Source organism: Veillonella sp. (assembly GCF_019414865.1).
Classification (GTDB): domain Bacteria; phylum Bacillota; class Negativicutes; order Veillonellales; family Veillonellaceae; genus Veillonella.
This window is the reverse complement of sequence record NZ_DXLG01000188.1, coordinates 1-2,063: the sequence shown is the minus strand read 5'-3', so window position 1 is coordinate 2,063 and position 2,063 is coordinate 1. Positions and strand designations below refer to the sequence as shown.

The window sequence follows — 2,063 nt, the reverse complement described above, 5'->3', positions numbered from 1 at the left end:
AATCGACCTAGAAAATGCCTTGGGTTTAAAACACCATTTGACATGTTTAAACATGGAATTAAAAAATTGATTTAATTTTGTCGCATTACTTATTGCAATTCATCATATAAAAAAGTGGTTATCAACCTTGAGTTGATAACCACTTAATGGAGTATAGTAAGCTACATGATTTCCGCTTTCAAATCAATAATATTTTTAGCAGCTACACAGCCAGGGCAGTCACAGAATTCTGCGCCTTCTGCTTTAATGTCTTTAGCGTGTTGTAATAGGTTAGCTGCGCCTTCTTCGCCAAGGATTTGTGTAGCAAGTTCAGACCCTGCAAAGCCTATTGTTTCATCGATAAGTGCAATGTTTTGTTCTGCTACGGATACGAGTTGCTTTGTAAGTTCTTCTTGTTTAGGTGTACCTTCTGCATTAATCCAAGATTGAGCGAATTCCTTTACTGTTTCATTGCTTGTAGGTGCATCTAATAAAGCTTGTACGAGTTGTGTTAATCGTGTATGTGTCATGATAATCTCCTTGATATAACTAGTAAATATAAGTTTGGAAAAATGCACGCACTATCATATGAGCACCTGTTCATTTTTATAAGTTCATTATAGCACTTACAATAATTTTGAATAGTAGAATTATTTGCGATAGATACTATCAAATAGGATAGATTTATGATGATAGCTGTTTCAATTTTTAATGATATAATTTAGTTAATAAATGTAGTTTGTTTGCAGGGGATTGTATCATGAAAAAGGTTGTATGTGCGTTAGCTACGCTAGCTTTTATAGGTTCCATCAATGTTGTGTTCGCAGATGATTTGATGAGATTCCGTCTTAATGGTAATTCTATTTATGATCAGCCCTATGGTGACAGAAATGAGTTTCCATGTCCTGACAGACTCGGTAGTTGTACTATGACAGATAGCGATTATAGAAGCACTCGTAAAGGTCAATCTCTAGAGGTGTTTGATACCCTATATGAGGCTAAGCAACATTTGAACTTTAAACCGCAGTTGCCAAGTGGTTTAGAGGGATTACGTTCCGTACATGTATCCATTGTGGATCACGATGTATTACAAGTTGTGTATGCCTATCATGAGCTTTTAAAAGGAACATATTTTGACCGTGTAGATGATATGCCAAAGTATATTAAGTATCGCGTATCGACTCTATCTGGTAATATCGCAGGTGATTATAAGGATTACTTACCTCAGAAAACAGAGGTTGTAAATGATATAATTGTTACCTATCGAATGGTGGATGATTTTGTCTATCTAGCCTCTTGGGAACATGGGGGGCAGAACCATGTGTTTTTATTTAATGAGCCAGTTTCTGTTGAGCGGGCTAGAGAAATGATTAACAGTGTAGGTACTAATTGAGTTTATTACTGTACTATCTTTTTAAGCTTGATTAGCTTATAATATACATATAAAGAGAGCCCATTAACGTGATTAGGGCGTTAGGCTCATCTAAAACTGAACAAAATTATGATGACGCCTAACGTGTTAGAGGACTGCACTCCTCTATACGTTAGGCGTTTATCGTTGTACTACTTAACTAGTGCAATGATAGTGACTACTGATAACAGAACTATGATAATTACATAGGTAACTTCATGATTTGTCATAGTATCACCTCCTCGCGGAGATGAACCTAACTCACGTCAACGGACTCTCTTCGTAATAAGTATAGCAAAATACTTTTTACACAAATAGCGATATACAGTCCTCTTTGTTGTGGTTGATATTAAAAATAATGGAGCTTTTATGAACGCAGATAATTACAAGATTTCAACGTTGCCATATATAGAAAATGCTAGCAATGAGATAATGGAAAAGTACAATATAAAAGCGCAATATGAAACGGAACCACCTCATGGAGATGCTATATATTCTATTTCTATAAAGGGGAAAGTATTACCATTTTGGATTTATGGTAGGGATGTTACTTTCATAGGTAATAGTATGGTTATGGTCGAGTCTGTAAGATGCAAAACTTGGGATCCCATTGAAACCATTATTATTGATTTAGAGAATGAAGTGTATGCTAGTTTAAAGGAATGGTATACAG

Annotated in this window: 3 protein-coding genes; 2 read left to right on the top strand and 1 reads right to left on the bottom strand. The window is 35.3% G+C overall.

Annotation, left to right across the window (positions count from 1 at the left end; translation table 11 throughout):
• Positions 1-161 precede the first annotated feature (161 nt).
• A complete protein-coding gene (locus QZ334_RS08095; RefSeq protein WP_287499707.1) occupies positions 162-509 on the bottom strand; it encodes a hypothetical protein in 348 nt (115 codons plus the stop codon).
• Positions 510-739: 230 nt separating this feature from the next.
• On the opposite strand from QZ334_RS08095, the gene QZ334_RS08090 reads away from it, so the two are divergent.
• Together QZ334_RS08090 and QZ334_RS08085 are read left to right on the top strand one after the other, a co-directional pair.
• Positions 740-1,372: a hypothetical protein gene (locus QZ334_RS08090; RefSeq protein WP_295233522.1), complete on the top strand. Its 633-nt coding sequence runs from the start codon at positions 740-742 to the stop codon at positions 1,370-1,372.
• Between the two features lie 387 nt (positions 1,373-1,759).
• Positions 1,760-2,063, top strand: a 304-nt coding sequence (locus QZ334_RS08085; protein WP_295233519.1) for a hypothetical protein, incomplete at its 3' end; no start/stop codon positions are given.